Source organism: Thioalkalivibrio sp. ALJ4, assembly GCF_000377225.1.
GTDB lineage: Bacteria > Pseudomonadota > Gammaproteobacteria > Ectothiorhodospirales > Ectothiorhodospiraceae > Thioalkalivibrio.
Genome location: NZ_KB897917.1, coordinates 1,166,237 through 1,188,438, shown reverse-complemented (window position 1 = coordinate 1,188,438; position 22,202 = coordinate 1,166,237). Strand labels below are relative to the sequence as shown.

Sequence of the window (22,202 nt, the reverse complement as noted above, 5' to 3'; positions counted from 1 at the left end):
CCTACCCGATGCCCGCAGGCTTCCCGTCATGGTGCAACCCTCGGCTTGCGGGCGCGGTCGCGCCCAGGAAATGCCGATGGTAGCGATCCGGAAGGTCCCTGACATCCAGCAGGACCAGCAGGTCGGCGACGTTGAAGTCGGGATCGTGACAGGCCTCGCCACAGATACGGGCGCCCAGGCGCAGGTAGGCCTTGAGCAGGGGCGGCAGACCGGCACGCGACGGCGTGCCGTGCCAGATGCTCAGGGAATTGGGCAGCGGGCGGCGCGGCGTGACTCGGAGGCGCGACGGGCCGCGGTGGAACAGGCGCAGCCACGAGAGCTGAGCCGGGGTCTGTTCGGTCAGCGGCAGACTGGCGCAGCCCATCAGATACTGATACTGCCTCGCGGTCATAAAGCGGGCGAGACCGGACCACAGCGCGTTGATCGCCGCACCCTGGCGCTGATCCGCGCGCACACAGGTGCGCCCGATCTCCAGCGTCTTGCCGGGCAGATTCATCAACGGACCCAGCTCGAACTCGGCCAGTGAGTAGAAGCCACCGGCAATGGCCGCGCTCTCCTCGGTCAGGATGCGTGTGCAGGCGACCAGCTCCCCGGTGCGGGGCTCGCGTACCAGGAGGTGATGGCAGTGGGGGTCCAGATAATCGGCACCCAGCTCGCGTTCGGCGTCGGGGATCCGCGCGCCCATCTCCTCCGCGAACACGGAGTAGCGCAGGCGCTGAGCGGCCTCCAGATCGCCCGGTCCGGCGGCCAGATGAACGCGAAAGCCCGTCTCGGCGTGAGCCGCCTTTACGGGCGGGATGATCTGCGGTGCGGACATGGGCGCCACCTCCGGTTGAACTGTCCCGGAGACTACGCCCGCGATTTGACGGCCTCGTGTAACCCGCGTGACGTTCCCGTGAACACGCCACGGGTGTCAGCAGGGAGGGTTTTCTACGGCAGCTGACCGGTATAGGCGCCGGATTCCACCGGCAGGTCCTCGGCCTCCCAGCCCTTTATGCCGCCGGCCACGTTCACGACCTGGCCAAAGCCCATCTCGCGCAGGCGCTGCACCGACATCGCGGCACGTCCGCCCGTGGCGCACATCACGGCCACCGGCTTCTCGCGGGCGTTGACCAGTGCATCGATGCGATGCGGGGTGTTCGGATCCGCCGCGCCTTCGAGCAGGCCGCGCGGGATCAGCAGCGAATTCGGCACATGGATCTTTTCGTATTCATACGGCTCGCGCACGTCCACCAGCAGCCAGTCCTCGCCGGCCTCCATCTTTTCGGAGAGGTCCTCGGGGGAGATCTCCTCGACGTTCTGGCGCGCCTCGGCGACGAAATCCATCAGCTTCTTCTCGCTCATTCGAACCTTCCCTTTTGCAATGATCTGGATGTTTTTGTGGGAGCCTGCTTGCGGGGCTGACCCATTCTACTGTGGGTGCGCGACCAGGCGTTTCAACCCGGTGAGAGCGCGTTGTACAGCGCCGCGGGGTCGGTTACCGGCGCCTCGCAGTGCAGGCCGCGGCAGAGATAGGCGCGCACGCCAGACTCCGGCGGCGCCTTCTCCGCCAGGGCCGCCGGCAGGTCGTCGACCTCGCCCGCGATGGCGAAGCCCCATGCCGGATGGCCCTGTGACCGCAGGCGCTGCTGCCAGGCCGGCAGCTCGTCCGCCGCGCCGCGCAGCACGACGAGCGGCGGCGGCTGCTGGTGCATATCCAGCGCAATCAGCAGGCTCATGTGGCCCAGCGGGGCCTGCTCGATCATCGGCCCGGCGTTGGCCAGCGTGCGTTCGGCGGCCTCCAGGTAGCGCGGCTCGGCCAGCAGGAAGCCGAGTTTCTGCATGGCCTGCGCGGCGATGCCATTGCCGGCGGCCATCGCGTCGTCGGCGTAGACCTTGGGCCGCTGGATCAGCGCCTCGTGATCGCGCGCGGTGTAGAAGAAGCCGCCGTGCTCGGTATCCTCGAAGTCGTCCAGCAGGGCCTCCGCCAGGGTCGTAGCCCAGCCCAGCAGGTCGCTGTCCCATTCGGCTTCCAGCAGCGCCAGCGTGGCCTCCAGCAGCAGGGCGTGGTCGTCCAGATAGGCCCGTGGCAGCTCGCCGGTCGCCCCTTCGCGGTAGCTGGCAAACAGCCGGCCATCGCGCCAGAGCCGTTCACGCACCGCATCCATCGCCGCGCGGGCGAGTCCCAGCCAGTCGGGCCGCCCGAGCGCGCGCGCGGCGCGGGCGAGCCCGGCAATCATCAGCGCGTTCCAGGCGCCCAGGATCTTGTCGTCGCGATGCGGCCGCACGCGCTCCTCCCGCACGGCCAGCAGGCGCTCGCGGGCGCGGCCGAGGCGCGCGTTCGCCTCGGGCTCGTCGATGCCCAGGGCATCGGCCACGGTCGCGATCGGGACCACCTCGTGCAGGTGCCAGCGACCCTCGAAGTTCGCCGGGCCGTTCAGTCCCCAGACCCGACTGGCGACCGCCCATTCGTCCTCCGCCAGCAGGCCCTCGACCGTCTCCGGATCCCAAACGTAGAAGCGGCCTTCCTCCCCTTCCGAATCGGCATCGAGACTGGAGTAGAACGCGCCGGAGGGGTCGCGCATCTCGCGCTCCAGCCAGGCGACCGTCTGCTCGGCCACATGCCGCGCGCGGTCGTCACCGGCGGCCGCGCGCTCGGCATACAGGCCCAGCAAAGGCCCGTTGTCGTAGAGCATCTTCTCGAAGTGCGGGATCATCCAGCGCGCATCCACCGAGTAGCGGCAGAAGCCGCCGCCGACCTGGTCGAAGATCCCGCCGGCGGCCATCGCCGCGAGCGTCCGCTCGAGCATCCGGTCGGCCTCGGCGTCATCGTGGCGCGCCGCGTGCCAGGCCAGCCATTCGAGGCTGGCCGGGTGCGGGAACTTGGGTGCGTCGCCGAAGCCCCCGAACTGCTCGTCGAAGGTCTGCGCCAGTTCCGCCCGCGCCTTGTCCAGCACGCCGATCGCCGGGATCGCCCCGCCCGCCGGGCGGTAGATGCGTGCCAGCGCCTGCTGCAGCGATTCGTTCTGGCGCTGGATCTCGTCGGGATGCTCCGCGAGGAAATCGGCCACCCGGTTCATCAGGTCGACGAACGACGGCAGTCCGTGGCGCGGAGTGCTGGGGAAGTACGTGCCGGCAAAGAACGGCACCTGGTCAGGGGTCAGGAACACCGTCAGCGGCCAGCCTCCCGGGCGCTGGGACAGCAGCATGTGCGCGTTCTGATAGATACGGTCGAGGTCGGGACGCTCTTCGCGATCCACCTTGATGTTGATGAAACGTTCGTTCATCACCTCGGCGGTGGCCGGGTCCTCGAACGATTCATGCGCCATCACGTGGCACCAGTGACAGGCGGAGTAGCCGATCGACAGCAGGATCGGCTTGTCCTCACGGCGGGCGCGCTGCAGCGCGTCCTCGCCCCACGGATACCAGTCCACCGGGTTGTCGGCATGCTGTAGCAGATACGGGCTGCTGGCCCCGGCCAGTCGATTCATCGCACGACCTCCCTGGAAAGCGGATTCGCCCCGACGGGTACAGGTGCACGCCAGGGCCAGGCCGGGTAGCATGTGCAGCCGATTTTCCATCCGCAAGCGACCATGCCCACGCACCCGTTTATCGATCCGGTAGCCCTGTCGCTGGGCCCCCTGACCCTGTACTGGTACGGGCTGATGTACCTGATCGGCTTCGTGGCCTTCTGGGCACTGGGCGCCTGGCGTGCGCGCACGCAGGGCTGGGCGCCCCTGCAACCGGTTCAGGTCGGCGACCTGCTGTTCTGGGGCGCGATCGGCGTGATTATCGGCGGGCGCCTGGGCTATGCCCTTTTCTACAACCTGGATGCCACACTCGCCGACCCGGTCAGCCTGTTCCGTGTCTGGGAAGGTGGCATGGCCTTCCACGGCGGCCTGGTCGGGGTACTCGTAACCTCCTGGCTCTATGCACGCCGGCTGGGCGTGGGCTTCTTCCGCCTGACGGATTTCATTGCACCGCTGATCCCGATCGGCCTGGGCGCGGGACGCATCGGGAACTGGATCAACGGCGAGCTGTGGGGCAAACCCACCGACCTGCCCTGGGCGATGATCTTCCCGGCCGCCGACTACGTGCCGCGCCACCCATCGCAGCTCTACCAGGCGTTCCTCGAGGGGCTGGTGCTGTTCGTGGTGCTGTGGATCGTCTCGCGTCATCCGCGCCGCACGGGGCTGGTCTCCGGGCTGTTCCTGACGCTCTACGGCGGCTTCCGCTTCCTGGTCGAATTCGTGCGCGTGCCGGATGCGCATATCGGCTATCTGGCCTTCGACTGGCTGACGCTCGGCCAGGTACTGAGCCTGCCGGTCATCCTGTTCGGGATTGGTCTGATCCTCTGGTCACGCAAGAATGCCGTGCCGGAATCCCGCCCGGCCACCGAGAACGCCTGACATGCAGCAATACCTCGACCTCGTCCGCCACATTCGTGAACACGGCACCGACCGCCCGGACCGCACCGGCACCGGCACGCGCTCGGTGTTCGGCTACCAGATGCGCTTCGACCTGGCCGCGGGCTTTCCGCTGGTCACCACCAAGCGCACCCACCTGCGCTCGATGATCCACGAACTGCTGTGGTTTATCCGCGGCGAGACCAACATCGGCTATCTCAAGGAACACAAGGTCCGCATCTGGGACGAGTGGGCCACCGAGGACGGCGATCTGGGCCCGATCTACGGGGCACAGTGGCGCAACTGGGCCGGGCACGACCAGCTGGCCGAACTGGTGGACAACCTGAAGCAACGCCCCTACTCGCGGCGCCACATCATCAGCGCCTGGAACGTGGCCGACCTGCCGGACGAGTCCGTCTCACCACAGGAGAACGCGACCGCCGGGCGCATGGCGCTGGCGCCCTGCCACACCCTGTTCCAGTTCTACGTCGCCGACGGCCGGCTGTCCTGCCAGCTCTACCAGCGCAGTGCCGATGTGTTCCTGGGTGTGCCGTTCAACATCGCCAGCTATGCCCTGTTCACGCACATGCTGGCGCAGGTGGCCGGCCTGGAACCGGGCGACTTCGTGCATACTTTCGGCGACGCCCACCTGTATCACAACCACGAACAGCAGGTGAACGAGCTGCTGGGCCGCGAGCCGCTGCCGCTGCCCACCCTGCACCTGAATCCCGAGGTCACGGACCTGTTCGCGTTCACCTTCGACGACATCGAGGTGCGCGACTACCAGTCGCACCCGCCGATCAAGGCGCCGGTGGCGATCTGATGGCGGCCCCCGAGATCCACCTGATCGTCGCGCTGGACCCGGACCATGTAATCGGACGCGACAACGATCTGCCCTGGCATCTGCCGAAGGACCTGCAGCACTTCAAGCGCGTGACCGACGGGCACCCGATGATCATGGGCCGGCGCACGTTCGAGTCCATCGGTCGCCCCCTGCCGAAGCGCCGCAACCTGGTGCTGACCCGCCAGGCAGACTGGCAGGCCCACGGCGTGGAGGTCTATCCGGACCTGGACAGCGCCCTCACCTCCATCCCCGAGGGCCCGGCCTTCGTGATCGGCGGCGCAGGGCTGTTTGCCGAGGCCCTGCCCCGGGCCTCCGTGCTGCACCTGACACGCGTGCACGAACCCCATGCCGGGGACACCTGGTTCCCGGCCATCAACCCCGATGACTGGGACTGCGTCTGGTCCGAACACCACGAACCCGACGACCGCCACGCCCACGCCTTCACCTTCCAGCGTCTGGAACGTCGCCGCTAACCCCCACCCTGCCATGGGACACTGTGCCGGCCCGGAAAGCCTTCGCGGGCAGGCCGCGCCACTCGTGCCTATACTCGGTAGAAACACCCAGGACCGCAGGTCGCCCTGACGGCGCTGCACCCGATGGTTCCGGACCGGCAAGCTCACAAGCGGCGCGCTGTTGGTCGAGCCCGGTCATATTATCCAACAGCTTCGCGCGGAGGGATGCCATGCTGCGCAAGACGACCTACACGATCCTTGCGGCCGGGGCGCTTGCCCTTTCCGGCTGTGCACACTACGGGGGACAGGAGCAGGCCGGCATGGTGATCGGCGGCGCCCTGGGAGGCCTGCTCGGCGCCGAGGTCGGCGCGGGGCGTGGGCGCACCGCCGCGATCATCGCCGGCACCCTGGCCGGCGCGGCGATCGGCGGCGCAGTCGGCCGCTCGATGGACGACGTCGACCGCATGAAGACCGCCCAGACCCTGGAAACCGTACGCACGGGGGTGCCAGCGCAATGGGTCAATCCGGATACCGGACACCAGTATGCGGTGACCCCCACCCGGACCTTTGATACTGCGACCGGACCCTGCCGCGAGTACACCATCGATGCGACCATCGGTGGTCAGCGCGAACAGGTCTATGGCACGGCATGCCGCCAGCCGGACGGGAGCTGGCAGGTCCAGAGCTGACCGCAGCACACCCAGCCCGGTCGCTGCCCGAGCGATGGGTCAGCGCCAGGGCGGATCCACGCCCTCGACCCGGTACTCGCGGCCCAGCGCGCGCATCAGGCTGATGCAGCAGAACACCAGGATGATGGCGACCGGCAGCCCGGCGGTCAGGGAACCGGTCTGCAGGCTGTCCAGCGCGCGCTCGCCGCCAACGATCAGCAAGGTGGCGGCCACTGCCCCCTCGGTAATGCCCCAGATCACCCGCTGGCGCTTCGGCGAGTGCTTCGAGCCGCGCGAGATCAGCGCATCGACCACATAGGTGCCCGAGGCCGACGAGGTGATGAAGTAGGTCGCAATCAGCAGGGTCGCCACGCCGGAGGCGATCGTGGTCCAGGGCAGCTGCGCCAGGGTCGCGTACAGGGCCACGGTGGTGTCCTCGGCGACCGCCGCGGCGATACCCGCGCCATCGTCGAACAGCTCCATGTGCAGCGCGGTGCCGCCGAAGATCGCCATCCAGGCGAACACGAACAGGCTGGGCAGGGCGAGCACGCCGACGATGAACTCGCGGATGGTGCGCCCGCGCGAGATGCGCGCGATGAAGATGCCGACGAACGGCGACCAGGCGATCCACCACGCCCAGTAGAACATGGTCCAGTCCTTCTGCCACTGCGAGCCGCCGATGGCATCGGTGTGCAGGCTGAGCTGGACGATCTGCTGCAGATAGCCGCCGGTGGAGTCGAGGAAGAAGCGCAGGATGAACAATGTGGGCCCGGCGATCAGCACGAACAGCATGAAGCTGATCGCCAGTACCAGGTTGAACACGCTGACCCACTTCAGCCCGCGGTCCAGCCCGGAGATCACCGACAGCACCGCCACCGCGGTGATCGCGGTGATAATGCCCACCTGCCACCAGTGCGAGACCGGCATGTCGACCAGCACGTTGAGCCCGGTATTGAGCTGCATCGCCCCGAAACCCAGCGAGGTGGCCAACCCGAACAGGGTGCCGAATACCGCGAGGATGTCGATCACATGCCCGATCGGGCCGTAGATGCGGTCCCCCAGCAGCGGGTAGAAGATCGAACGAATGGTCAGCGGCAGGCGGTGACGGAAGCTGAAATAGGCGACCGACAGCCCCAGCACCACGTACACCGCCCAGGCGTGCAGTCCCCAGTGAAAGAAGGTGTAGACCATCGCCTGGCGCGCGGCCGCGTCGGTCTCGCCATCGCCGGTCGGCGGGTGCTGATAGTGCAGGATCGGCTCGGCCACGCTCCAGAACACCAGCCCGATCCCCATGCCGGCAGAGAACAGCATCGCGAACCACGCGGCAAAACCGAACTCCGGCCGGTCATCCGGCTGCCCCAGGCGGATGGCCCCGTAGCGGCTGAAGCCCAGCCAGATCAGAAAGCCGAGGAAGAAGGTCACCACCAACAGGTAGCCCCAACCGAGATACTCGGTGATGAAGCCGTGGATCCTGGCGAACACCTCGCTGGCGGTGTCGGGGAAGATCACCCCGAAGGCGACGAACACCACCACCATAATCGCGGAGGCAGTGAACACCGTCGGGTTCACCGTGGCGAAGAAGGCCTCCGGGCGATAGTGGCTCATGCCGCGGCCTCCCCGCGGGCGGAATCAGGCCGGCGCATCGGGATCCGCGCCCGCGTCCGCCGAGCACAGCGCCCCGGTGAGGTCCGCCTCGTCGAGCACGTGCCCCTCGGCCACGGCATCGAACTGGCTGCGGGTCGCCCCCGCCTCCAGCTCCAGCTCGGCATCCAGCGCCAGCAGGCGGAAGCGGTAGTGATGACAGCCCTCCGGCGGCACCGGGCCGAGATAGCCGACCTTGCCGAAGGCATCCATCCCCACGCGCCCCTCGCGGGGCAGGTGCAGGGCATCCACGCAATGCGTATCCGGTGGCAGGTTCCAGACCAGCCAGTGGGTGACCTCCCCCAGCGGCGAGTCCAGGTCTTCCAGGATCAACGCGAGACTGCGTGCACCCGCCGGCACATCACGAATGTCCAGCTGCGGCAACTCGTTGGCATCCCGCGCCGAGACCTCGATCGGCATCCGTTCTCCGTCTGCAAACGCCGGACTGCTCAGCCGCATCGCCTTGCAACCTACCCCGTGGTCCTGTTGACAGCCTCGCCCGCCGGCCGGGGTGGGTCAACCCATGCGGTCAACTGCCACGCCCGGGGTTGATCCGGATCAAGTGCGAACGCTTTGCTTGCCCATTACACCCACGTCCCGCGTACACTTCCCCTCATGGCACAACTGACCTTTCAGGGGGCAACCGGCGAGGTCACCGGTTCGCGTTATCTCCTCGAGACCGACGACGCCCGCATCCTGCTGGAATGCGGCATGCACCAGGGCAACAGCGAAGCGGACGAGGCCAACCGCGCCTCGCTCGTCGAACTGGCGGAAACACTCGACGCAGTGGTGCTGTCGCACGGCCACCTCGACCACTCGGGGCTCCTGCCCAAGCTGGTGCGCGATGGCTACCGCGGCCCGATCTACTGCACGCCAGGCACCGAGGAGCTGCTCGAGATCATGCTCGAGGACGCCGCGTTCGTGATGAGCAAGGACATCGAGTGGGAGAACAAGTGGCGCCGGCGCGCGGACAAGCCGCTGCTGGAGCCGGTCTATGACATCGACGACGTCGCCACCACCCTCGGGCTGTGCGAGGCCGTGCCCTACGGCCAGGCGCGCAAGATCGCGGGCGGAATTGGCCTGACCTTCCGCGATGCCGGGCATATCCTCGGTTCCGCGATCGTGGACCTGATCGTGCCCTCCGGCGGGCGCGATCGGCACCTGGTGTTCTCGGGCGATCTCGGCAACGCCGACGCCGTGCTGATGCACGACCCGGCACGCCCGGAACACGCGGATCACGTGCTGCTGGAGAGCACCTACGGCGACCGCGACCACCGCCCGATGGAGGAGACGGTCGAGGAGTTCGCGCAGGTCCTGGCCGAGGCCGACAAGAGCGGCGGCAACGTGCTGATCCCAGCCTTCGCCGTGGGCCGCACCCAGGAGATCCTCTACCACCTGAGCATGTTGCACCACGCCGGGCGCCTGCCGCAGCAGAAGGTCTTCCTCGACAGTCCGATGGCGATCAAGGTCACCGAGCTGTACGCCCGCCTGCGCCGCACGCTGGACCCGGAGGACATGGACCGGCTGCACCAGGCCGCGAATGGGGATCCGGCGGCCTACCTGCCGGGGCTGCAGGTCTGCCGCACGGTCGAGGAATCCATGGCGATCAACCGGATCACCGGCGGCGCGATCATCATCGCCGGCTCCGGAATGTGCAATGGCGGGCGCATCCGGCACCACATGAAGTACAACCTGTGGCGGCGCGAGGCGCATCTGGTGATCGTCGGCTTCCAGGCGACAGGCACGCTGGGCCGGCGCCTGGTCGACGGCGCCGAGCGAGTCAAGCTCCTGGGCGACGAGGTCGCGGTGAACGCGAAGGTCCACACCCTGGGCGGCTTTTCCGCCCATGCCGGGCGCAGCCAGCTGATCGACTGGGCGCGCGCCTTTCAGGACCAGCCGGTATTCCACCTCGTGCACGGCGAGCCGGAGGCGCGCGAGGCCCTGGCCACCGGCCTGCGTGACGAGCTGGGGGCCGAGGCGCATGCACCCGCCTTCGGCGAGACCATTACGCTGTAACTGCGCGAAAAATAAGGACCGATGCCGGAGGCCGAAGCCGTCAGCACCTACGCCCTGATCGCCGGCTTCCTCGGCGGTCTCGGGCTGTTCCTGCTCGGGATGACCCTGCTGACCGACGGCCTGAAGACCGCCGGCGGCAGGGCGTTGCAGCACATCCTCGGGCAATGGACCCGCACCCGGCCGCGTGCCCTCGCCTCGGGCATGGGCGTGACCGCGCTGGTGCAGTCCTCCAGCGCGGTCACGGTCGCCACCATCGGCTTCGCCAATGCCGGTCTGCTGACGCTGGGCCAGTCGGTCTGGGTAATCTTCGGCTCCAACGTCGGCACGACCATGACCGGCTGGCTGGTCGCACTGATCGGCTTCAACATCCGCATCGAGGCCTTCGCCCTGCCGGCGATCGGCATCGGCGCCCTGCTCTACCTGTTCATGAAGGCCGCACGGCCGCGCTATCTGGGCCTGGCGCTGGCCGGCTTCGGTCTGCTGTTCTTCGGGATCGACGTGCTGCGCGAGGCCTTCGAGGGACTGAGCGCCACCTTCGACCTGGGCGCGCTGGCGCGTCCCGGTTTCGCCGGGCTCCTGATCATGGTCGGCATCGGGGCACTCCTGACCGTGCTGATGCAGAGCTCCTCGGCCTCCATGGCCATGGCCCTGACCGCCGCGATGAGTGGCGCGGTACCGCTGGAAGCGGCCGCCGCGGCCGTGATCGGCGCCAACCTCGGCACCACGGTGAAAGCGCTGCTGGTCGTAATCGGCGCAACCCCGAACGCCAAGCGCGTCGCTGCGGCCCATGTGATCTTCAACGGCCTGACCGCGATCGTTGCGCTACTGATCCTGCCCTGGTTCCTGGCCGCGATCGCCTGGATCTGGGGCAGCACCGGCGAGGCCCCGGCGCCGGCGGTGCTGCTGGCGCTGTTTCATACCGCGTTCAACCTGCTCGGGGTGGCGCTGATGGTGCCAGTCGCCCCGCCGATGATCCGCTGGCTGCAGGGCCGCTTCCGCACTATCGAGGAGGACATCGCCCGGCCACAATACCTGGACCGCAGCAGCTCCGGGGTCCCGGATCTCGCCCTGCAGTCGCTGATCCAGGAGACCGAGCGCCTGGCCGACATCGGCCACTCGATGGCCCGCGAGGCCCTGCAGACCGCGCCGCCGGCGGCCGGCACCCTGGACCGCAGGCGCCTGGCCGCGGAGCAGCTGACCCAGGCCATCGCCGACTTCGCGGCCCATACCGCGAACCACCCAATGCCGGAACAGGTCGGGCACGGAATCGCCGAAGCCGTGCGCATTGCCCGCTACCATCGCGAGGTCGCCATACTGGCCGACGACATCGCCGACCTGCGCCGCCAGTCCAGCGGCGAGGAGCGCCCGATCGTGACCGAACAGCGCCGCGCCTGGCAGGAACAGGCGATCCGCGCCCTGGACCTGTGCAACCTGGAGGCGGACGATGGCGACAATGGGCATGAACTGGCCGCCGCAGAGGCTGTAGACACGGTGGAATCCGCCTATGCCGAATTGAAGGCCGCCCTGCTGCGCGAAGGCACCTTCGGCTCGCTGAGCATGGCCGAGATGGAACGACAGCTGCGGATCATCAGCATGGCGCGGCGCCTGGTAACCCAGGCCGGCAAGGCCCGCCGCCACACCGAGGCCCTGAAGGATCAGATCCGGGGCCTGAGGAAGACCCCGACAGAAGAGAACGCATGATCGACCACGAAACACTGCAGGATGCCGTCGCAAATCGCCGCGCCGAGGCCCTGACGTTTGACGGGCTGGAGTACGCACGGCTGCTGGAACCGGTTAATCACTACCCGCGCGGATCCGTAGTATTGCCGGACGGTTCAATAATCCCCGGCTACCCGGCAATCGGACGCATCCAGTCGCTGGAAGCCGGGCTGCCCCGTCAGTTCGACCAGCCCTTCTGGGCGGAGGAGAAGATCGACGGCTTCAACGTGCGCATCCTGCGCTGGCACGGGCGCATCTATGCCTTCAGCCGCGGCGGCTACGTCTGCGCGTTCAGCACAGACCGGGTGACGGATTTCATGGACCCGGTGATCTTCGACGCCGAGCCCGACCTGATCCTGTGCGCAGAGATCGCCGGTCCGGATACGCCGTACCTGGAAGGTTCCACCCCCCGGGTCGCACACGATGTGGGCTTGTTCGTCTTCGACTTGATGCGCCTCGGCCAGCCCGGCTTCGTGCCCCAGCCAGAGAAATTCTCTTTGATCGAGCACCACGCACTGCCCCCGGCGCCCCTGCACGGACAGTTCACCCCACACGACACCCAGGCGCTCGGGCAATTGATACGGCGGCTGGACGAGGAAGGGGCCGAGGGGCTGGTCCTGAAGACCGTGGACGGGCAGCACCGCGCCAAATATGTCACCGGGAGCTCGTGCATCTCCGATATTCGCGTATGTTCGGAACAACTGCTCGACCTGCCGCCAGAGTATTTCACCAACCGCCTGACGCGCCTCGCCATTTTTCTGTCCGAGCACCCGTCCCGGCACCACACCGATCTGGAACAGATTCTCGGCGATGCGCTCCTTTCAGGGCTTTACGGGGCGGTCGGGCAGCACCGCCGGCAGGGCCATGTCGGCCATCGCTATCGCTGCCGCTTCCGCGAGCGTGCCAACGCGCTGCATTTCATGAACCACATGCGTGCCACCGGCGGACGCCACGTGGCCTTCGCCGACGACGCACCGCGCCAGGAAGATGGCTACTGGCTGCTGGAATTCGACCGCCAGTTCGACCGCATCACCGGCACACTGGCCTCCGCCCTGGCCGGCGAACGCCAGTACGATTGAGCCGGCGCGCTCAAATGCCGGGGCGCTCCGCCTCTGCGAGGTTCTCCATCACCCGGCGCAGATAATCGGCGGTGACGAGCTTGATGCCCATGCGGTTGCCCAGTTTGCGCATGCCCTCATCGGCACTGGCCAGCTCCGCATCCAGCTCCATCGCCAGTAGAACGGCATCGACGTCCTCGCGCGAGTCCACCAGGCCCTTGCGCATGGCCTCGCGAAAGCGCTCGCGCAGCTGGGTGATGAGCTCAGGTTTGAGCGACTCCGCCGCACCCGCCTGGCGCGTGTGCTCCTCGGCGATGCGCAGCCCGCGGTCGATACGCGTGCGCACCTCGTCGATGAACTCGTAGAGGATGTCGCTGGGTAGTGTCAGGGCGAAGCGACGCGGCGAGCGCACCCAGACCACGGTCTCAAAATCCGCGGCCAGGGCCTCCAGGTCGCGCATGCCGCGGAATTCCTCGTACACCGACAGCGGCATGTAGAACTCGGCCGGGCAATCGCGCGCCAGATGCAGAAAGGTGCGCAGGATGTCCTCCGCGTCCGCGCCAAACTGGCCCGCCACATGCGGGTTGGTGAACACACTGGTATCCAGCACGAAGCGGCGCATCACGACCTCCTGTCGGGTTCTTTCTCCATCATCGGCGGCGACCGCAAACCCGTCAACCAAGGCCATGTTCGGATCGGCGCCAGGGGCACCCTGTGGCATAATCCCGCCTGACCTCCCAGCCATACAGGGACGACCCTTGGCCACCCGCGCGGAAGTGGAAAAATTCCTCGAGCGACTGCGCTCGGATCTGGAACGTCAGCAGATCGATATCCCGACCCTTCCGGATATTTCCGTGCAGGCGCTGTTTATCGTGCAGGACGACACCAGCTCCATCGCTGATCTGGTCAACCTGATTTCGCGTGACACGGCGCTGGCGACTCGGCTGGTGCGCCATGCCAACAGCCCCGCCTATCGGGGACTGAGCCGCTGCGCGACCATCCGCTCCGCGGTGACCCGACTGGGCATGGAGCGGGCGCGCCAGACCATCATCGCCCTGTCGATGAAAGAGGTCTTTCAAAGTGGCAACGACGCGATCCGGCAACGCATGGAGGCATTGTGGAACCACAGCCTCGAGGTCGCGATCATCAGCTATCTGCTGGCGCGCCGGCATCCGCATCTGGACCCGGACACCGCCCTGCTCGCCGGCCTGGTGCACGACATCGGGATGATCCCGATCCTGCGCCGTGCGGAGAAGACGCCGGCGATCTACGAGGATCCACGCGCCCTGCAGGCAGCGGCAGATGCCGCACACGTCGCGATCGGCCGAGCGATGCTGAAGAACTGGAACTTCGAGCCGGAGATCATCCGCGCGGTCGCGGACCACGAGAACCTCCAGCGCGAACCGGAGCCCGAGTCCCCGATCAGCTACAGCGACGTCGTACAGGCCGCCAACATCGAAAGCCATGTCGGCACCCCCCACCGTCTGGCCCACATCGATCGCGAAGGGGTCGCTTCGCTGCGCCGCCTGGCCCCGCGTTCGTCCACCCGGGACCTGGACTGGGAAAGCGACGCGATTGGCCTGGAGCACGTCAACCAGATCATCGAATAGGGTCGACGCTCATCCCACTGCGGAACGTCCGACCCCGGGCGTGGTCTTCCCTACATATCCATTCAGAGATGTTCCGCTGATGACGCTCCAGCTGGTGTATGTCAGCCGCGCGGCCTTTGCGCGCCACGAACATCCCGCCCAGGGCATCGAGCCCGAGGTCGGGCGGATCCTGCTGCAGTCGCGCCAGAACAACCCCCGGGCCGGCATCGTGGGTGCCCTCTATTACGGCGACGGCCACTTCTTCCAGTGCCTGGAGGGCGAGCCCAAGGCCGTCTACGCGACTCTGGAGCGCATCCGTTGCGACCCGCGCCACGAAGAGATCACCGTACTGCGCGAACGCGAGCTGGAGCGCGCAGGCTTCGGAGAGTGGTCGATGAAATATGTCCCCGCGGCCGGCGAGGTACGCGCCCTGTTGCAGCAATTCGGGCAGCGCCGGTTCGATCCCTTCGGCTTCGACGACCAGCAGATTGAAGCGATGCTGGATCTCCTGCGCAGCGGACGCGACAGCGAACTGGAGGCGACACCCGCGATCAGCGGGAACACGCCTTCAACGAGCCCCGCCCCGCCGGGCGATCGGCGTCGCCTGCTAGCCCTGGCGGGCTGGGTCGCGGCCGCCGTGGCCGCAGGCATCGCCGGTACGGCGGGCTATCTGTTCCTGGCCGGGGGCTGAGTTAGCCACCCCCCGCAGCGGCTATTCCCACTCGATCGTGGCCGGGGGCTTGCCGGAGATGTCGTAGGTCACGCGCGAGATGCCGGGGATCTCGTTGATGATCCGGCGCGAGACGTGGTCGAGGAAGTCATACGGCAGGTGCGCCCAGCGCGCGGTCATGAAATCGATGGTCTCCACCGCGCGCAGCGCGACCACGTAATCGTAGCGCCGGCCGTCGCCCATCACCCCAACGGACTTCACCGGCAGAAACACCGCAAACGCCTGCGAGGTCTTGTCGTATAGATCCGCGGCACGCAGCTCCTCGATGAAGATGGCGTCCGCCCGGCGCAGTAGCTCGGCGTATTCTTTCTTCACCTCGCCCAAGATGCGCACGCCCAGACCCGGCCCCGGGAACGGGTGGCGGTAGACCATCTCGGTGGGCAGGCCCAGCTCCACACCGATCTTGCGCACCTCGTCCTTGAACAGCTCGCGCAGTGGCTCCACCAGCCCCAGCTTCATGTTCTCCGGCAGCCCGCCCACGTTGTGGTGCGACTTGATCACATGCGCCTTGCCGGTCTTGGAGTCGGCCGACTCGATCACGTCCGGGTAGATCGTGCCCTGGGCCAGCCACTGCACGTTGTTCAGCTTCGCGGCCTCCTCGTCAAAAACGTCGATGAACAGCCCGCCGATGACCTTGCGCTTGGCCTCCGGGTCCTCGACCCCGGCGAGCGCGCGCATGAAGCGGTCTTCGGCGTCCACGCGGATCACGTTCACGCCCATGTGGCGGGCGAAGGTCGCCATAACCTGGTCGCCCTCGCCCAGGCGCAGCAGCCCGGTATCCACGAACACGCAGGTCAGCTGGTCGCCGATCGCCTTGTGCAGCAGCGCCCCGACCACCGAGGAGTCCACCCCGCCGGACAGGCCCAGCACCACGTGGTCGTCCCCGACCTGCTCGCGCACCCGCGCGGCCATGTCGTCGATGATGTTGTCCGCAGTCCACAGCGACTCGCAGCCGCAGATCTCGTGCAGGAAGCGCTCCAGGATGCGCTGGCCCTGAGTCGTGTGCGTGACTTCGGGGTGGAACTGCACGCCGTAGAAGCCGCGCTCCGGATCGGCCATGCCGGCGATGGGCGCGGAGTCGGTGGAGGCCATCAGGCGAAAGCCCTCCGGCAGCTCGGTCACGTGGTCGCCATGCGACATCCACACGTCCAGCAGGCCGTAGCCCTCCGGTGTGGTGTGGTCCTCGATGTCGCGCAGCAACGGGGTGTGGCCGCGCGCGCGTACCTGGGCATAACCGAACTCGCGGCGCTCGGACGGCTCGACCCGCCCGCCCAGCTGCGCGGCCATGGTCTGCATGCCGTAGCAGATACCCAGAACCGGCACGCCCAGTTCGAACACCGCATCCTCGGCGCGCGGCGGCTGGTCGACGTTCACCGACTCCGGGCCGCCGGACAGGATGATGCCGGTGGGATTGAACGCGCGGATATCCGCCGCCGGCATATCCCAGGCGTGCACCTCGGAGTAGACCCCGGCCTCGCGCACGCGGCGGGCGATCAGCTGGGTGTACTGGGAGCCGAAGTCCAGCACCAGAATGCGGTGGGCGTGAAGATCCTGGGTCATGAGGTCATCCGCTATACCGGCCGGACGGCCGGTGGGGTATCGGGACCGGGCCGTGACGGGCCGGTCAGTCCATTCGGTAGTTCGGGGCTTCCTTGGTGATCGCCACGTCGTGCACATGGCTCTCGCGCATGCCGGCGGCGGTCACGCGCACGAAGTGCGGCTTGCTGCGCATCTCCTCGATGTCGTGCGCGCCGACATAGCCCATGGACGAGCGCAGCCCGCCCATCAACTGGTAGATGATCGCGACAATCGAGCCCTTGTACGGCACCCGGCCCTCGATGCCCTCGGGCACGAACTTGTCGGCCGAGCTGTTCGGGTCCTGGAAATAGCGGTCCGAGGAGCCCTGCTGCATCGCACCCAGCGAACCCATACCGCGGTAGATCTTGTAGGAGCGGCCCTGATAGAGCTCGACCTCGCCCGGGGCCTCCTCGGTCCCGGCGAACATCGAACCCAGCATCACGCAGTTGGCGCCGGCGGCGATGGCCTTGGCCAGGTCGCCAGAGAAGCGCACGCCGCCATCGGCGATCATCGGCACACCGGTACCCTTCAGCGCCTCGGCCACATCCGAGATCGCGGTGATCTGCGGCACGCCCACGCCGGCCACGATACGGGTAGTGCAGATCGAGCCCGGGCCGATCCCGACCTTCACGCCATCGGCCCCGGCCGCGACCAGATCCTTCGCGGCGGCGGCGGTGGCGATGTTGCCGCCGATCACCTGCACGTCCGGATAGTGCTTTTTCACCCAGGCCACGCGATCCAGCACGCCCTGCGAGTGACCATGCGCGGTATCCACCACCAGTACGTCCACCCCGGCCTCGACCAGCGCGGCCACGCGCTCGTCGGTACCGGCACCCACGCCGACCGCCGCGCCCACGCGCAGGCGACCGCGATCGTCCTTGCAGGCGTGCGGGTGTTCGGTGGACTTCTGAATATCCTTGACGGTGATCATCCCGCGCAGCTGGAAGTCGTCGTTGACCACCAGCACCTTCTCGATGCGGTGCTTGTGCAGCAGCTCCAGCACGTGACCGCGGTCCGCGCCCTCGGGCACGGTGACCAGCCGCTCGCGGGGGGTCATGATCTCGGTGACCGGGGCCTCCATGCGAGTCTCGAAGCGCAGGTCGCGGGAGGTCACGATGCCAACCAGGTCATTTCCGTTCACCACCGGCACGCCGGAGATGTGATTGGCCTGGGTCAGCTCCACGACCTCGCCGATCGTCGCGGTCGGGCCGATGGTGATCGGCTCGCTGATTACCCCGCTTTCGTGCTTCTTGACCTGCTGAACCTCGGCGGCCTGGGCCTCGACCGACATGTTCTTGTGCACGATCCCGAGCCCGCCTTCCTGCGCCATGGCAATCGCCAGACGCGCCTCGGTCACCGTATCCATCGCGGCGGAGACGACCGGCGCGCTCAGCTGGATTTCGCGGGTGATGTTCGTGGTCAGATCAACATCGCGGGGGACGACATTCGAATGCCCCGGGATCAGCAGCACGTCATCGAAGGTCAGGGCTTCACCGAGTATCCGCATGCATCGCTCCAGGACAGTCCAGCGGGGGAAAGAACCGATATCTTTCCCGGAATGATAAATAGCCGTTCAGTATAAATTTTCCGGCCACCTCCCGACAAGCAGACCGGGCGAACGCCGTACATGTCGCCCGGCAGACGCGAAATCGGCACCCTGCTACGATGACCGTCCTCGTTTCAAGCCACCGAGCCCCTTCATGCCCTGCCTGAGCCGCCGCCGACTGCTTGCCCTGATGCTCGCACCCGGGCTGCTGACGGTTGCCGCGGCACCGACGGCCAGCGCCAGCTGGTGGCCCTTCAACCCCGACGTGCTGCGCGCGCTGACCCGCCGCCCGGACGCCTCCGACCTCACGACGGCCGAGATCATCGAGGCAGTACACGAGGCCCTGATCATCGCCTCCCATTCGGCCACCGAGACCCTGTCCCAGCGCAACGGCTTCTTCGGCAACCCGGATGTGCGCGTCCCGCTGCCGGAGGTACTCGCGACCGCCCGTCGGTCGCTGGATCGCATCGGCATGGCCACGCCGCTGAACCAGCTTGAGGAGCGGATGAACCGGGCCGCCGAGGCCGCTATACGCGAAGCCCGCGAGCCACTGGTACGGGCCGTCTTCGCGCTCGACCTGGACAACGCCCGCGAAATCCTGGTCGGCGACGACGACGCCGCCACCCGGCATCTCGAACACCACGCACGCGCCGAAATCACCGAGACGATGCGCCCGGCCATCCAGCAGAGCCTGGAGCAGGTGGAGGCCCTGGACACCTACGGTGAGCTGAAGGAGCGCATGCGCGACATCCCCTTCCTCGCGCGCGTGCGCTTCGACCCGGTCGAGCACGTCCTTGAGCATGCGATGGAAGGCCTGTTCTTCATGCTGGCGGAGGAAGAGGCCCGCCTGCGCGCCAACCCGCAGGGACGCGGCACCGATGTCCTGCACCGCGTGTTCCGGCGACAATAGCCCTTCGCCACGCACATCCCGAACACCACGTCCGTGAATCCCGAACCATGAGCGACGCCCCCGTACTGACCGTCACCGAACTCAACCAGTGTGCCGACGGCCTGCTGCGCGACGGCCTGGGCCGGGTACGCGTGGAGGGAGAGGTCTCCAACCTGCGCCAGTACGCCTCCGGCCACCAGTACTTCTCGCTCAAAGACGCGAACAGCTCGGTCAGCTGTGTGCTCTTTCGCGGCAATGCCCGCAACGCTGCCCGCTTCGCCGATGGCGACGCGGTGCAGATCCAGGGCCGTGCCGGGATCTACGCGGCACGCGGCCAGTTCCAGATCATCGTCGAGCAGCTGCAGCCGGCCGGCGAGGGCCAGCTCCTGGCAGCCTTCCAGCGCCTGAAGGAAAAGCTCGCCGCCGAGGGCCTGTTCGACCTCGAGCGGAAGAAGCCCCTCCCCACCTGGACCCATCGCCTCGGCGTGATCACCTCCACCCAGGGCGATGTGCGGCACGATATCGAACGCACCCTGGCGCGGCGTTTCCCTCTGCTGTTGCCCTTTACCCTCTACCCCACCGCGGTACAGGGCGCGCAGGCCGCCAGCCAGATCGTCGCGGCCCTGGAGCAGGCCGCCCGCGAGGGCATCGTGGACGTGATGATCCTGGCGCGCGGCGGCGGTTCGCTGGAGGATCTGCAGGCGTTCAACGAGGAAAGCGTGGCCCGCGCCATCGCCGCGTCGCCAATCCCGGTCGTGACGGGTGTCGGGCACGAGACCGATACCACCATTGCGGACTTCGTCGCCGACCTGCGCGCCTCCACCCCGACCGCGGCGGCCGAGGCAGTCAGCCCGGATGGCGCCACCCTGCGCCACCGGATCGAACGGGCGCGCGACCGGATGACTACACTTGCAGGCCAGCGCGTTGCCCAGCACCGGCAGACGCTGAACGCCCTGTGGACCCGACTCGAACGGCGCCACCCGCGCCAGCTGATGGAACGCAACGCGCAGCGCCTGGACGACCAGCACGAGCGCCTGCAACGCGCCTGGCAGCGCCGGCACGAGCAGGCCGGCCAGCGCCTGCAGCATCTACGCCTGCGCCTGGCCGGGGCCTCCCCCGGCAACCGCATCGCCTCCGCGCGGATGCGCCTCGACCATCTGCACCAGCGTCTCGCGCGCGCCGCCCCGGCACACGACATCCGCACACACCGCGAGCGCCTGGCACGCCTGCACCGGGATCTCGAATACCAGATGCGTCAGGCCCTGACGATCCGCCAGCAGCGGCTGCAGGCCACCCGGCGCCAGCTGAGCGCCCTCGGCCCCCAGGCGGTCCTGGAACGCGGCTATGCGATCCTGCAAACGAAAGAAGGACAGGTCCTGCGCGACGCCGCAAGAACCGAGATCGGCGCGCCGCTGCAGGCCCGCCTGGCGCGCGGCGCACTCGAGCTGAACGTGACGGCGACGAAATCGCCCGAGGGAGACTGAAGGGCGCTTCAGCCCGCCTGCTCAAGCGCGGCCTGCAGGCGCGCACGCACCCGTTCACGCCCTAGATACTCGAAGATGCGCGGCAGCTCGGGCCCATGCGTCTGGCCCGACAGCGCTGCGCGCAGCGGCATGAACAGCTTGCGCCCCTTCGCACCCGTCGCCGCGCCGACAGCCTTTGCCAGGGCCGGGAAATCCTCGGCCTCGTCCAGGGCATCGAGGGCGGCGCGGTAGAAATCCGCACCCGCCTGCTGCAGCTCGGCGGCGGCCGCCTCGCTCAGTGGGGCCGGATCGGCGGCGAAGGCCTCCACCCAGATACGGGCGTCCTCGGCGCGGGTGATGTTGTCACGCAACAGCCCCGCCAGTGCCGGGCGCTGGTCCTCTGACAGCTGCCCGAACACATCGAAGTCCTCGAGATAGGCCAGCAGATCGGCATCGGACAGCTGGCGCAGGGCCTCGGTCTGCCAGTGTTCCAACTGCTGCGCATCGTGGCGCGCAGCGCTGTGACCAATGCGCTCCGGGCTGAACCCGGCCGCGAGTTCCTGCGCACTCAGTAACTCGTCCGACTCGTAGCGATGCCCGAGGCGTGCCAGGTGATTAAGGATCGCGAGCGGCAGGTAACCCGTAGTGCGCAACTCCTCGACACTGGCCGACCCATTGCGCTTGGACAACGGCGCACCGTCGTGCCCCATCACCAGCGGCAGGTGATGGTAGGCCGGCGCCGCCAGCCCCAGCGCCTCCAGCAACAGCATCTGGCGTGGGGTGTTGGCGATATGGTCCTCGCCGCGCACCACATCGGTCACGCCCATCAGGGCGTCGTCGATCGCATTGGAGAAGAAGAAGGCGGGCGTGCCGTCGGAGCGGCGGATCACGAAATCGCCGATCTCGTCGGTGCGAAAGCTCACTGGTCCGCGCACCCCGTCCTCGAAACGGACCGTGCGGCCCAGCGGCACACGAAAGCGCAGGGTCGGCTTCTGCCCTTCGGCCGCGCGCCGCTCGGCCTCCTCCGCGCTCAGGTGGGAGCAGGTCCCCGGATAGCGCGGCGGCTTGCCCTGGGCGCGCATGCGCTTGCGTCCCCGCTCCAGCTCGGCGGGCGAGCAGAAGCAGGGGTAGGCCTGACCGGCATCAATCAACTGCTGGTAATAGCCATCGAAGATCCCGCCGCGCTCGGACTGGGCATACGGTCCGGCATCGCCACCGGCGTCAACGCCCTCGTCCCAGTCCAGCTTCAGCCAGCGCAGGTCGCGCATTAGCGCGACCACGAACTCCGGGCGCGAGCGCTCGGCGTCGGTGTCCTCGATCCGCAGCAGAAAATGCCCGCCGCGCGAGCGGGCAAACAGCGCGCTGAACAACGCGGTGCGCACGTTGCCGAGGTGGAGAAGCCCGGTGGGACTGGGCGCGAAACGGGTCTTGGTCGGCGGTGTCGTCATCGCGCGCATGGTAGCGGAGCACCCCGCGGGCCACCAGCCGGGCCTGCCGTGGCCCTAGGGAGACGCTGATTGAATCGCGCGTCCGCGCTCGAGTCGCTTTTGCGTGCGAACAAGGCGCGGTGACTGCCGTGCAGTCATTCTGCACAAGGGAACCGCAACGCTGCGCGCGCGCCCGT

At 67.8% G+C, this 22,202-nt stretch carries 20 protein-coding genes; 11 read left to right on the top strand and 9 right to left on the bottom strand.

The window, feature by feature from the left end:
• Position 1: 1 nt before the first annotated feature.
• From C936_RS0105695 to C936_RS0105685, 3 genes are all read right to left on the bottom strand, one after another.
• A complete protein-coding gene (locus C936_RS0105695) occupies positions 2-817 on the bottom strand; it encodes a GNAT family N-acetyltransferase (RefSeq protein WP_018175466.1) in 816 nt (271 codons plus the stop codon).
• Between the two features lie 113 nt (positions 818-930).
• Complete coding sequence (locus C936_RS0105690) at positions 931-1,344, bottom strand: rhodanese-like domain-containing protein (protein WP_018175465.1); 414 nt, start codon at positions 1,342-1,344, stop codon at positions 931-933.
• Positions 1,345-1,436: 92 nt separating this feature from the next.
• Complete coding sequence (locus C936_RS0105685) at positions 1,437-3,470, bottom strand: thioredoxin domain-containing protein (protein WP_018649300.1); 2,034 nt, start codon at positions 3,468-3,470, stop codon at positions 1,437-1,439.
• A gap of 72 nt (positions 3,471-3,542) precedes the next feature.
• Here C936_RS0105685 and lgt point away from each other — a divergent pair, with 72 nt between their 5' ends.
• The 4 genes from lgt to C936_RS0105665 all read left to right on the top strand — a co-directional run bounded on the left by lgt (position 3,543) and on the right by C936_RS0105665 (position 6,370).
• Positions 3,543-4,388, top strand: a complete 846-nt coding sequence (lgt, locus tag C936_RS0105680) for a prolipoprotein diacylglyceryl transferase (protein WP_018138441.1) — start codon at positions 3,543-3,545, stop codon at positions 4,386-4,388.
• A gap of 1 nt (position 4,389) precedes the next feature.
• Positions 4,390-5,208, top strand: coding sequence for a thymidylate synthase (locus C936_RS0105675; protein ID WP_018649299.1), 819 nt, complete (start codon positions 4,390-4,392; stop codon positions 5,206-5,208).
• On the top strand, positions 5,208-5,702 hold the full coding sequence (locus tag C936_RS0105670) for a dihydrofolate reductase (protein WP_018649298.1): 495 nt from the start codon (positions 5,208-5,210) through the stop codon (positions 5,700-5,702). The genes C936_RS0105675 and C936_RS0105670 overlap by 1 nt, the downstream gene beginning before the upstream one ends.
• 209 nt (positions 5,703-5,911) lie before the next feature.
• Complete coding sequence (locus C936_RS0105665; RefSeq protein ID WP_018138438.1) at positions 5,912-6,370, top strand: RT0821/Lpp0805 family surface protein; 459 nt, start codon at positions 5,912-5,914, stop codon at positions 6,368-6,370.
• 39 nt (positions 6,371-6,409) lie between these two features.
• Here C936_RS0105665 and C936_RS0105660 read toward each other — a convergent pair whose 3' ends face one another.
• Both C936_RS0105660 and C936_RS0105655 read right to left on the bottom strand, forming a co-directional pair.
• Positions 6,410-7,954, bottom strand: a complete 1,545-nt coding sequence (locus tag C936_RS0105660; protein WP_018138437.1) for a BCCT family transporter — start codon at positions 7,952-7,954, stop codon at positions 6,410-6,412.
• A 24-nt stretch (positions 7,955-7,978) separates the two neighbouring features.
• The gene (locus tag C936_RS0105655) at positions 7,979-8,410 is read right to left on the bottom strand and encodes a YbhB/YbcL family Raf kinase inhibitor-like protein (RefSeq protein WP_018138436.1); all 432 of its coding nucleotides are present in this window, start codon (positions 8,408-8,410) and stop codon (positions 7,979-7,981) included.
• Between the two features lie 195 nt (positions 8,411-8,605).
• Between C936_RS0105655 and C936_RS0105650 the strand changes: the two genes are divergently transcribed.
• The 3 genes from C936_RS0105650 to C936_RS0105640 are packed head-to-tail and all read left to right on the top strand — an operon-like array spanning position 8,606 to position 12,804.
• Positions 8,606-10,006, top strand: a complete 1,401-nt coding sequence (locus C936_RS0105650; RefSeq protein ID WP_018138435.1) for an MBL fold metallo-hydrolase RNA specificity domain-containing protein — start codon at positions 8,606-8,608, stop codon at positions 10,004-10,006.
• 21 nt (positions 10,007-10,027) lie between these two features.
• Positions 10,028-11,707: a Na/Pi cotransporter family protein gene (locus C936_RS0105645; protein ID WP_018649297.1), complete on the top strand. Its 1,680-nt coding sequence runs from the start codon at positions 10,028-10,030 to the stop codon at positions 11,705-11,707.
• Complete coding sequence (locus C936_RS0105640; protein WP_018138433.1) at positions 11,704-12,804, top strand: RNA ligase; 1,101 nt, start codon at positions 11,704-11,706, stop codon at positions 12,802-12,804. Before C936_RS0105645 ends, C936_RS0105640 begins: the two co-directional genes overlap by 4 nt.
• 10 nt (positions 12,805-12,814) lie before the next feature.
• Here the strand turns inward: C936_RS0105640 and C936_RS0105635 are convergent, their stop codons facing one another.
• Entirely contained in the window at positions 12,815-13,405 is a 591-nt protein-coding gene (locus C936_RS0105635; protein ID WP_018138432.1) for an RNA ligase partner protein, read from the bottom strand.
• Positions 13,406-13,541: 136 nt separating this feature from the next.
• Between C936_RS0105635 and C936_RS0105630 the strand changes: the two genes are divergently transcribed.
• Both C936_RS0105630 and C936_RS0105625 read left to right on the top strand, forming a co-directional pair.
• Positions 13,542-14,393, top strand: a complete 852-nt coding sequence (locus tag C936_RS0105630; RefSeq protein WP_018649296.1) for an HDOD domain-containing protein — start codon at positions 13,542-13,544, stop codon at positions 14,391-14,393.
• Between the two features lie 79 nt (positions 14,394-14,472).
• Positions 14,473-15,063: a BLUF domain-containing protein gene (locus tag C936_RS0105625; protein WP_018649295.1), complete on the top strand. Its 591-nt coding sequence runs from the start codon at positions 14,473-14,475 to the stop codon at positions 15,061-15,063.
• A gap of 21 nt (positions 15,064-15,084) precedes the next feature.
• Here the strand turns inward: C936_RS0105625 and guaA are convergent, their stop codons facing one another.
• Both guaA and guaB read right to left on the bottom strand, forming a co-directional pair.
• Positions 15,085-16,662, bottom strand: coding sequence for a glutamine-hydrolyzing GMP synthase (gene guaA, locus C936_RS0105620; protein WP_018649294.1), 1,578 nt, complete (start codon positions 16,660-16,662; stop codon positions 15,085-15,087).
• A 64-nt stretch (positions 16,663-16,726) separates the two neighbouring features.
• Positions 16,727-18,187, bottom strand: a complete 1,461-nt coding sequence (gene guaB, locus C936_RS0105615) for an IMP dehydrogenase (RefSeq protein WP_018175460.1) — start codon at positions 18,185-18,187, stop codon at positions 16,727-16,729.
• A gap of 193 nt (positions 18,188-18,380) precedes the next feature.
• Here guaB and C936_RS0105610 point away from each other — a divergent pair, with 193 nt between their 5' ends.
• Both C936_RS0105610 and xseA read left to right on the top strand, forming a co-directional pair.
• Positions 18,381-19,136 carry a DUF4197 domain-containing protein gene (locus C936_RS0105610; RefSeq protein ID WP_018138427.1) on the top strand — a complete coding sequence of 252 codons (756 nt, stop codon included), beginning with the start codon at positions 18,381-18,383 and terminating at the stop codon, positions 19,134-19,136.
• 47 nt (positions 19,137-19,183) lie between these two features.
• On the top strand, positions 19,184-20,599 hold the full coding sequence (gene xseA, locus C936_RS0105605; RefSeq protein ID WP_018649293.1) for an exodeoxyribonuclease VII large subunit: 1,416 nt from the start codon (positions 19,184-19,186) through the stop codon (positions 20,597-20,599).
• A gap of 8 nt (positions 20,600-20,607) precedes the next feature.
• On the opposite strand, the gene gltX is transcribed toward xseA, so the two are convergent.
• Complete coding sequence (gltX, locus tag C936_RS0105600; protein ID WP_018649292.1) at positions 20,608-22,035, bottom strand: glutamate--tRNA ligase; 1,428 nt, start codon at positions 22,033-22,035, stop codon at positions 20,608-20,610.
• Between the last annotated feature and the right edge of the window lie 167 nt (positions 22,036-22,202).

Coding starts and splice junctions, on each gene's coding strand:
- C936_RS0105675 (WP_018649299.1), top strand. CDS start 4,390: ATGCAGCAATACCTCGACCTCGTCCGCCACATTCGTGAACACGGCACC.
- C936_RS0105685 (WP_018649300.1), bottom strand. CDS start 3,470: ATGAATCGACTGGCCGGGGCCAGCAGCCCGTATCTGCTACAGCATGCC.
- C936_RS0105635 (WP_018138432.1), bottom strand. CDS start 13,405: ATGCGCCGCTTCGTGCTGGATACCAGTGTGTTCACCAACCCGCATGTG.
- C936_RS0105695 (WP_018175466.1), bottom strand. CDS start 817: ATGTCCGCACCGCAGATCATCCCGCCCGTAAAGGCGGCTCACGCCGAG.
- C936_RS0105670 (WP_018649298.1), top strand. CDS start 5,208: ATGGCGGCCCCCGAGATCCACCTGATCGTCGCGCTGGACCCGGACCAT.
- C936_RS0105640 (WP_018138433.1), top strand. CDS start 11,704: ATGATCGACCACGAAACACTGCAGGATGCCGTCGCAAATCGCCGCGCC.
- C936_RS0105650 (WP_018138435.1), top strand. CDS start 8,606: ATGGCACAACTGACCTTTCAGGGGGCAACCGGCGAGGTCACCGGTTCG.
- C936_RS0105655 (WP_018138436.1), bottom strand. CDS start 8,410: ATGCCGATCGAGGTCTCGGCGCGGGATGCCAACGAGTTGCCGCAGCTG.
- C936_RS0105665 (WP_018138438.1), top strand. CDS start 5,912: ATGCTGCGCAAGACGACCTACACGATCCTTGCGGCCGGGGCGCTTGCC.
- C936_RS0105690 (WP_018175465.1), bottom strand. CDS start 1,344: ATGAGCGAGAAGAAGCTGATGGATTTCGTCGCCGAGGCGCGCCAGAAC.
- C936_RS0105610 (WP_018138427.1), top strand. CDS start 18,381: ATGCCCTGCCTGAGCCGCCGCCGACTGCTTGCCCTGATGCTCGCACCC.
- C936_RS0105645 (WP_018649297.1), top strand. CDS start 10,028: ATGCCGGAGGCCGAAGCCGTCAGCACCTACGCCCTGATCGCCGGCTTC.
- C936_RS0105660 (WP_018138437.1), bottom strand. CDS start 7,954: ATGAGCCACTATCGCCCGGAGGCCTTCTTCGCCACGGTGAACCCGACG.
- C936_RS0105625 (WP_018649295.1), top strand. CDS start 14,473: ATGACGCTCCAGCTGGTGTATGTCAGCCGCGCGGCCTTTGCGCGCCAC.
- guaA (WP_018649294.1), bottom strand. CDS start 16,662: ATGACCCAGGATCTTCACGCCCACCGCATTCTGGTGCTGGACTTCGGC.
- guaB (WP_018175460.1), bottom strand. CDS start 18,187: ATGCGGATACTCGGTGAAGCCCTGACCTTCGATGACGTGCTGCTGATC.
- xseA (WP_018649293.1), top strand. CDS start 19,184: ATGAGCGACGCCCCCGTACTGACCGTCACCGAACTCAACCAGTGTGCC.
- gltX (WP_018649292.1), bottom strand. CDS start 22,035: ATGCGCGCGATGACGACACCGCCGACCAAGACCCGTTTCGCGCCCAGT.